The organism is Streptomyces ureilyticus, from assembly GCF_011045025.1.
GTDB classification, from domain to species: domain Bacteria; phylum Actinomycetota; class Actinomycetes; order Streptomycetales; family Streptomycetaceae; genus Streptomyces; species Streptomyces ureilyticus.
The window spans coordinates 1-7,770 of the sequence record NZ_JAAKZX010000327.1 but is presented as its reverse complement, the minus strand read 5'-3'; the positions used below and the strand labels follow the sequence as shown (position 1 = coordinate 7,770).

Below are 7,770 nucleotides of genomic sequence, written 5' to 3'. Positions count from 1 at the left end.
GCACCCCGCCGCCCCGAAGGAGACATCACGTCGACCTCCGCAACGACACCAAGTCCGACAGCTCGCGGTCGGTGAGCTCCGTGAGGGAGGCCTCGCCGGACCCCAGGATCGCGTCGGCCAGGGCCCGCTTCGAGGCGAGCATTTCGGCGATGCGGTCTTCTACTGTGCCCTCGGTGATGAGGCGGTGGACCTGGACGGGCTGGGTCTGGCCGATGCGGTAGGCGCGGTCAGTGGCCTGTTCCTCGACGGCCGGGTTCCACCAGCGGTCGAAGTGGATGACATGACCCGCGCGTGTGAGGTTCAGGCCCGTGCCGGCCGCCTTGAGGGACAGGACCAGGACTGGTGTCGACCCGCTCTGGAAGCGGTCCACCATGTGTTCGCGCTCGGGCACCGGCGTACCCCCGTGCAACAGCTCGACCGGTACCGCCCGGTCCGCGAGGTGGCGGGTGATCAGTCGCGCCATTCCCACGTACTGGGTGAAGACGAGCGCCGAACCGTCCTCGGCGAGCAGCGTGTCCAACAGCTCGTCCAGCAGGGCGAGTTTGCCGGACCGGGCGGCGGTGGGGGTCCCCCCGCGCGAGCGGAGCCGAGCGTGGGGGAGGTCGCCGGCCTTCGGCGAGACGTCCGTCGGCAGGACGTCCTCCTTCAGGTACAGCGCGGGGTGGTCGCAGATCTGCTTCAGCGCACCCAGCAGCTTCAGTACCAGGCCCCGGCGGGCGATGCCGTCCGTCGTCTCGATCGCGAGCATGGACTCGCGGACCACCGCCTCGTAGAGCGCGGCCTGTTCACGGGTGAGCGGGACGGGATGGTCCGTCTCCGTCTTCGGCGGCAGCTCGGGGACGATGCCGGGGTCGGACTTCTTGCGGCGCAGCAAGAAGGGGCGGATCAGGCGCGCGAGGCGGGACACGGCCTCCTCGTCCTCGCCGTTCTCCACCGCGCGCGCGTGCCGGGCACGGAAGGACTTCAGCGGGCCGAGCAGTCCGGGGGTCGTCCAGTCGAGCAGGGCCCAGAGTTCGGAGAGGTTGTTCTCCACGGGCGTCCCGCTCAGGGCGACTCTGGCCGGCGCGGGGATGGTCCGCAGGGCCTTCGCGGTGGCCGAGTACGGGTTCTTGACGTGCTGCGCCTCGTCCGCGACGACCATGCCCCAGCGCTGCTGGGCGAGCCGGGCCGCACCGGACCGCATCGTCCCGTACGTGGTGAGGACGAAGCCGCCGTCCAGGTCGTCCAGGGTGCGGCCCGGTCCGTGGTAGCGGCGGACGGGGACGCCGGGGGCGAACCGGTTGATCTCCCGCTGCCAGTTGCCGAGCAGCGAGGCGGGGCAGACGACCAGGGTCGGCTCGTGGCGCGCCCGCTTCAGGTGGAGGGCGATGACGGTGACGGTCTTGCCGAGCCCCATGTCGTCGGCGAGACAGCCGCCGAGGCCGAGCGACGTCATGAGGTCGAGCCAGGCCAGCCCGCGCAGTTGGTAGTCCCGCAGCCGCGCCGTCAGACCGGCGGGCGGCTCGGCGGGCCGCACTCCCGCCGTCAGCCGGTCACGCAACGCGGCCAGCGCGCCGACCGGCACCGCCTCGACCGTCTCCCCGTCGACCTCCGCGCTGCCGGTGAGCGCGGCGGAGAGCGCGTCGACCGGGTCGAGCAGCCCCAGTTCGCGCTTACGCGCCTTGCGGACCAGGGCCGGATCGACGAGCACCCACTGATCCCGCAGCCGTACGACCGGCCGGTGCGCCTCGGCCAGCGCATCCATCTCGGCCTCGCTGAGCGGATCGCCGCCGAGCGCCAACTGCCAGCGGAACTGGAGCAGTTCCTCGCTCTCGAAGAACCCGGTGCCGTCCGTCGCCGAGCCGGGCGCCGGACGCACCACCGCCGCCGCGCTCAGGTCCTGGGCCAGGTCACGGGGCCAGTGCACGGCGACGCCGGCCGCGCCGAGGCGGGTCGCCGCGACGCCGAGCAGATCGGACAACTCGTCCTCGGACAGCGCGAGTACGTCCGGCACGTCCTGCTCCGACAGCCGGTCAAGCGGCGGCCAGACGCGGGCCGCGCGCCGTACGGCCAGGGCGGCGTCCACGCGCGCGCGTGGCCCGAACGTCGCGTCGGCTTCCCCGGCCCACAGAGCGGCGGCGTCGACGACGAGGGTGGGGTCGGCGAGGCTGTGCACCTGGACGACGGCCGCACCCGCCCGCCGCACTGCCTCGCCGTCGCCGGTGTCGCTGTCGTCGAAGAGGTCGTACGCGGACAGGTCCAGGCGCAGCGAGAGCCGTACGCCCGCGTCCATGCCCGCGGCGACCTCCGCCGCCCAGTCCTGGGCGTCCGGCAGCCGCTGCGGCTCGCGCGCGGCGAAGGGTTTCCCGACGGCGTACGGCGCGGCCTCGGTGCGCGGCAGGGTGTCGGCGACGGCGTCGAGGAATGCACGCATCAGCGCTTCCGGGTCGGGCAGTTGGAGGGGGCCGCGACCAGGGAGGGGTACGGCATGACCCTCGTACGGGAGGGCCGCGGCCATCGCCCTCAAGTGGGCGATGTCGTCCGGATCCAGCGGTCCGGCGCGCCAGGCGTCGTGCCCGTCCCTTGTCAATCCGGGCAGCAGTCGCCCGCGTGCGAGGAGCCGCAGCGCGTGCAGTGCGGCGGCGCCCCAGCAGGCCGTGGCGGGATGGGCCGCGGGGTCCCGCCGCGCCCGTACGAGCAGGGGCAGCGCCTCGCCGACCATGAGGGTCAGGGCGGGCGCCGGTCCCCGCCTGACTCCCGAGCCGTGCCGCCGTACGACCGTCAGCTCGCTCTGCTCGCCCTCCGGCAGCGGCCCGCCGTCCGGGTCCCAGAAGGCCATGCGACCGTCTCGCGGCAGTCCGGCCGGGAGGAAAACGGCAGCGAGCCGAACCGGCACCGCGGTCCGCGCGGCTTCTTCCACACGCCGCCCCTCGACTTCCGCCACGCTCATGCTCCCGGCCACCTCCCTCACCCCAGTCGGACCAGACCGACCGGCCACGACAGTCGTCGGACCAGTCGGATCACTCGTCTTCGACTGTACGGGCCGGGTCTGACAATCGGGCCCGGCGGCCGAATCGGCAGGTCAGGCACAGGTCAGGAAGGCGAGGAAGGCCAGGAGGGTCAGGCGGGTCAGGCGGGTCAGGGCGTTGTTCTGGCGACCACGTACACCATGGGATGGCCGGGCCTCGACCAGTTCACGACCATGTCCAGGGTGGGGGTCGGGTTCTTCCGCGCGCGGGTGAGGCCCGACCAGGGGCCGGGTGTCGTGAAGTCCCAGTCGACGATGTTCCGGTGCCGGGCGCTGATGGGGAAGTCGTCCTTCTCCAGGGCGGCGCGGCTGGTGCCGATGTTCTTGAGGAAGGTGTCGAGGCCGTCGTCGCTGGTGAGGAACTGGACGTACAGCCGGCTGGTCCTCCAGTTGTTCGTCTCGTAGTACGCGACCTTCTTCGAGGCGGGCGGGATCGGCACGTGGTAGAGACGGCGCTGGACCCGCGAGGGCCAGTCAGGGGTGAGGCCTCTCGCGGCGTACTTCTCCTCCTTGGTCCTGCCGCTGTCACGGCTCTGGTTGGCGGAGATCACCAGATAGCCGGCCGGGATGCCGATCAGCAGCACGATGATCAGCAGCGTCAGTGCGCGGCGGCGGATCATGTGGCCCCGGCCCTCGGGCGGGCGCGGATCGTCGGGCGACGGCGTCTGGTGGGGCAGCGAGGTGGTCGTCACAGCGACCCCTGCGTCGTACGGCGCGACTGCACATACCGCTCGTATCGCTCATAGCGCTCCACCCTGCGCCGATTGGCGCGCCGGAAGCGGCGAGCGACGAGCCGGGCGAGATCGGCGGCGCCGACCATGCCGGCCTCCGGGCCGAGCTGGGCGCGGGCGATACGGGCCTCGGGGCGGTAGCCGCGGCCGGTCAGATGGCGTCGGAAGGCGTCCCGCGCGGGGCCGATCAGCAGGTCGTCGGCCGCCGAGACACCGCCGCCGATGACGAAGCAGGAGGGGTCGAGCGCGGCGGCCAGGTTCGCGATGCCGACGCCGAGCCACTGGCCGATGTCCTGGAGCAGTTCGACGCACATGGCGTCGCCCTCACGGGCCAGCTCGGTGATCATCGGGCCGGTGATCTCGGAGATGTTGCCCTTGACGTGCTCGATGATGCCGTACGCCACCGGGGAGTCGGCGGCGGCGAGTTCGCGGGCCTCGCGCACCAGCGCGTTGCCGGAGCTGTACTGCTCCCAGCAGCCACGGTTGCCGCACGGGCAGCGATGGCCACCGGGTACGACCTGCATATGGCCGAACTCGCCCGCCACACCGAACTTCCCGCGCTTGACCTGCCCGTCCTCCAGGATCGCGCCGCCGATACCGGTACCCAACGTGATCATGACCAGATGGTCCTCGCCGCGGCCCGCGCCGAAGCGCCACTCCGCCCAGGCGGCGGAGTTGGCGTCGTTGTCGACGAGGACGGGGACCGCGAGGCGCCCGGAGATCCGGTCCCGGAGAGGCTCGTTGCGCCACGACAAGTGGGGCGCGAACAGAACGCGGTTGCGGTCGGCGTCGACCCAGCCGGCCGCTCCTATGCCGACGGCGTGCACGTCGTGCCGGTCCGAGAGGTCCAGCACCAGCTCGACGATGGTGTCCTCGACGACCTTGGGGCTCTTGGACTTGTCGGGGGTCTCGGTGCGGACCTTCTCGAGGATGTTGCCGTCCGCGTCGACGACACCCGCCATCACCTTCGTACCGCCGATGTCGATGCCGACGGTGGGGACGCGGGGAGCCGTCAGATGCGATCGGCGCTCGCGCGTGCCGACGGTCCGCAGGACGGTGGCCCTTGCGGAGCCGCGGTGTGCGAGGGCTAGGTCGCGGTAGGTGCTCATCGCGCCGATTCTGCCGCACGCTGGCGCTGGCTTGCACGGGGAGGCCCTTCGCTTCGCTTGGGCTCGCCTGTCAACTGCAGGTCGATTACCAGGTCACGGGTGCGTCGTGGCTGGTCGCTCCCCCATCGCGACGGAGCCGCACATCAACACAGCCCCGCGCCGCCCGCGGGAAAAGCGAACCTCACGGGCGTACCAGCAGCTGGAACTCGAACGAATAGCGCGAGGCCCGGTACGTATGCGTGCCGTACTCCACCGCTCGGCCCGTGTCGTCGAACGTGGTGCGTTGCATGGTGAGGAGGGGGGCGCCCTCTGGTTCGCCCAGGCGGTCGGCCTCCACGACGGTGGCGGCTCGGGCTCCCACCGTCTGGCGGGCGCTGTGCAGGGTGATGCCCGCTGCGCGCATCATGCGGTACAGGCCGGTGGCCTCCAGCTGGGCGCTGTCCAGGTCCAGGAGGCCGGGTGGCAGGAAGTTGCAGAGGTACGCCATGGGCTCGCCGTGGGCCAGGCGCAGGCGTTCCACGCGGTGTACGTCGCTGCCCTCGGCCACCGCGAGGGCGGCGGCGATCTCGGCCGACGCGGGGACGACGGTGTTGACGAGGACCCTGGTCGCCGGGCGCTGGCCCGCCGCCTCCAGGTCGTCGTACAGGCTGCTCAGCTCCAGCGGGCGCTTGACCTGGCTGTGGACGACCTGGGTGCCGACGCCGCGGCGGCGTACGAGGAGACCCTTGTCGACGAGGGACTGGATGGCCTGGCGGACCGTCGGGCGGGACAGGCCGAGCCGCGCGGCGAGCTCGATCTCGTTGCCGAGGAGGCTGCCGGGCGTGAGCTCGCCGTGCTCGATCGCGGCCTCGAGCTGTTGGGACAGCTGGAAGTACAGCGGCACCGGACTGCTCCGGTCGACGCTGAGCTGGAGCGTCACGGTCGGATCCACTTCTGGTTTGGGCACGGGGCGAGCGTAGCTCTGGTGAATGATGACGGGAAGTTGTGAAGTTCGATTGTCAGGACAAAGCTTGACAGGGGGCTGGTTCCAGTCGCAGTTTGTTCCCATGCGCATCGGACTTATCGGAACGGGTCGTATCGGCACATTCCACGCGACGGCTCTCAGTCGCCATCGTGAGGTCGGCGGCTCTCTGATCGTCACCGACGCGGACACCGCCCGGGCCCGTGGACTCGCGGACCGCCTGGGCGCCACGGCGGCTCCCGGCGTCAACGAGATCTTCACCTGGGGGGTGGACGCCGTCGTCATCACCACGGCCACGTCGGCCCACGCCGAACTGATCGGTCGGGCAGCACGCGCCGGTCTCCCGGTGTTCTGCGAGAAGCCCATCGCCCTCGATCTGCCGGGCACGCTCGACGCACTTTCCGAGGTCGAGGCGGCCGGAACGATCCTGCAGATGGGCTTCCAGCGCCGCTTCGACGCGGGCTACGCGGCCGCGCGCGAGGCGGTGCGCTCCGGCAGCCTCGGGCGGCTGCACACCGTGCGGGCGATGACGTCCGACCAGACGCCGCCCCCGGCCGCGTACCTCCCGCTGTCGGGCGGCCTGTACCGGGACTGTCTGGTGCACGACTTCGACATCCTGCGCTGGGTCACGGGCCATGAGATCACCCAGGTGTACGCGATGGGCTCGGACGCCGGGCCCGCGATGTTCCGCGAGGCGCGCGACATCGACACCGCCGCGGCCGTCCTGACCCTCGACGACGGCACGCTCGCCACCGCGACGGCGACCCGGATGAACGGCGCCGGATACGACGTACGCATGGAACTGGCCGGTGAGCTGGACCAGATCGGCGTCGGCCTGGACGACCGCACTCCGATCGCCTCCACGGAGCCGACCGGCCCGCCGGCCGCGACCAAGCCGTGGACCGGCTTCCTGGAACGCTTCGCGCCCGCGTACGAAGCGGAGATGCACGCCTTCGTCGAGGTCGTACGCGGGGAGCGCGCCAACCCGTGCGACGGGCGCGAGGCGCTGCACGCGCTCCGGATCGCCGAGGCTTGCGAACTCTCGCGGCACGAGCGCCGGTTGGTGTCGTTGGCGGAGATCCCGGGCGGCCGCGACTGAACGCTTCGCCGGCGGGGCGGTTCTAAGGTGCGGGCGCTCAATGCCCGTCGCCCTCCAACAGCCCCGCGTCGTACGTCAACAGCGCGATCTGTACGCGGTTGTTGAGGTCGAGCTTGGCGAGGATGCGGGACACGTGGGTTTTGACGGTGGCGACGCTCATGAACAGTTCGCGGGCGATCTCGGCGTTCGAGTGTCCCTGTCCGACGGCGACGGCCACCTCGCGTTCGCGGTCGTTGAGCGCGGCGACGCGGGTACGGGCGGTCGTGCGCCGGGTGTCCGGGCCGCTGCCGCCCGCCGCGTGTTCCATCAACTGGCGTGTGACGGTGGGAGAAAGCACGGGGTCGCCGGCCGCGACACGGCGTACGGCCTCAAGGATGTCCCCCGGGGGCGTGTCCTTGAGTACGAATCCGGCGGCGCCCGCTCGCAGCGCCCTCAGGACCTGCTCGTCGGCGTGGAAGGTGGTCAGCACGACGACCTGCGGCGCGTCCTTGCGCTCCCTGAGCCGTTCCGTGGCAACGAGTCCGTCCACGGTCGGCATGCGGATGTCCATGAGCACCACATCAGGGCGGGTCCGCTCGACGAGCTCCTCCACCTCGCTCCCGTCGGCGGCCTCCCCCACGATCTCGAGATCATCGGCACCGCCCATCATGAAGGCCAGCCCGGCGCGAACCAGCGGGTCGTCGTCGACAAGGAGCAGACGGATCGGAGTCATGGGCCTCACGTAATCATGAAGTGGGGACGCCTATAGGGGTGTTGGGCCGGGGTGCGTTCAGTGGGCGAGATCCTTCACCTAGCCGCCCGAGGCCCAAGGCAACCAGGCCGACACCTCGAACCCCCCATCCCCCACCGGCCCATGCGAAAGC

The 7,770-nt window shown here is 71.4% G+C and carries 6 protein-coding genes; 1 reads left to right on the top strand and 5 read right to left on the bottom strand.

What is annotated here, in order from left to right; all coding sequences use genetic code 11:
• Positions 1-25 precede the first annotated feature (25 nt).
• From G6048_RS45555 to G6048_RS45540, 4 genes are all read right to left on the bottom strand, one after another.
• Entirely contained in the window at positions 26-2,929 is a 2,904-nt protein-coding gene (locus G6048_RS45555) for a DEAD/DEAH box helicase (protein WP_165345502.1), read from the bottom strand.
• 188 nt (positions 2,930-3,117) lie between these two features.
• Positions 3,118-3,699 carry a sugar kinase gene (locus G6048_RS45550; protein WP_165345501.1) on the bottom strand — a complete coding sequence of 194 codons (582 nt, stop codon included), beginning with the start codon at positions 3,697-3,699 and terminating at the stop codon, positions 3,118-3,120.
• The gene (locus G6048_RS45545; RefSeq protein ID WP_165345500.1) at positions 3,696-4,847 is read right to left on the bottom strand and encodes an ROK family glucokinase; all 1,152 of its coding nucleotides are present in this window, start codon (positions 4,845-4,847) and stop codon (positions 3,696-3,698) included. The genes G6048_RS45550 and G6048_RS45545 overlap by 4 nt, the downstream gene beginning before the upstream one ends.
• Before the next feature lie 181 nt (positions 4,848-5,028).
• On the bottom strand, positions 5,029-5,766 hold the full coding sequence (locus G6048_RS45540) for a GntR family transcriptional regulator (protein ID WP_328828898.1): 738 nt from the start codon (positions 5,764-5,766) through the stop codon (positions 5,029-5,031).
• Positions 5,767-5,893: 127 nt separating this feature from the next.
• On the opposite strand from G6048_RS45540, the gene G6048_RS45535 reads away from it, so the two are divergent.
• Positions 5,894-6,907: a Gfo/Idh/MocA family protein gene (locus G6048_RS45535; protein ID WP_165345499.1), complete on the top strand. Its 1,014-nt coding sequence runs from the start codon at positions 5,894-5,896 to the stop codon at positions 6,905-6,907.
• 37 nt (positions 6,908-6,944) lie between these two features.
• Here G6048_RS45535 and G6048_RS45530 read toward each other — a convergent pair whose 3' ends face one another.
• Positions 6,945-7,619: a response regulator gene (locus tag G6048_RS45530; RefSeq protein WP_165345498.1), complete on the bottom strand. Its 675-nt coding sequence runs from the start codon at positions 7,617-7,619 to the stop codon at positions 6,945-6,947.
• Between the last annotated feature and the right edge of the window lie 151 nt (positions 7,620-7,770).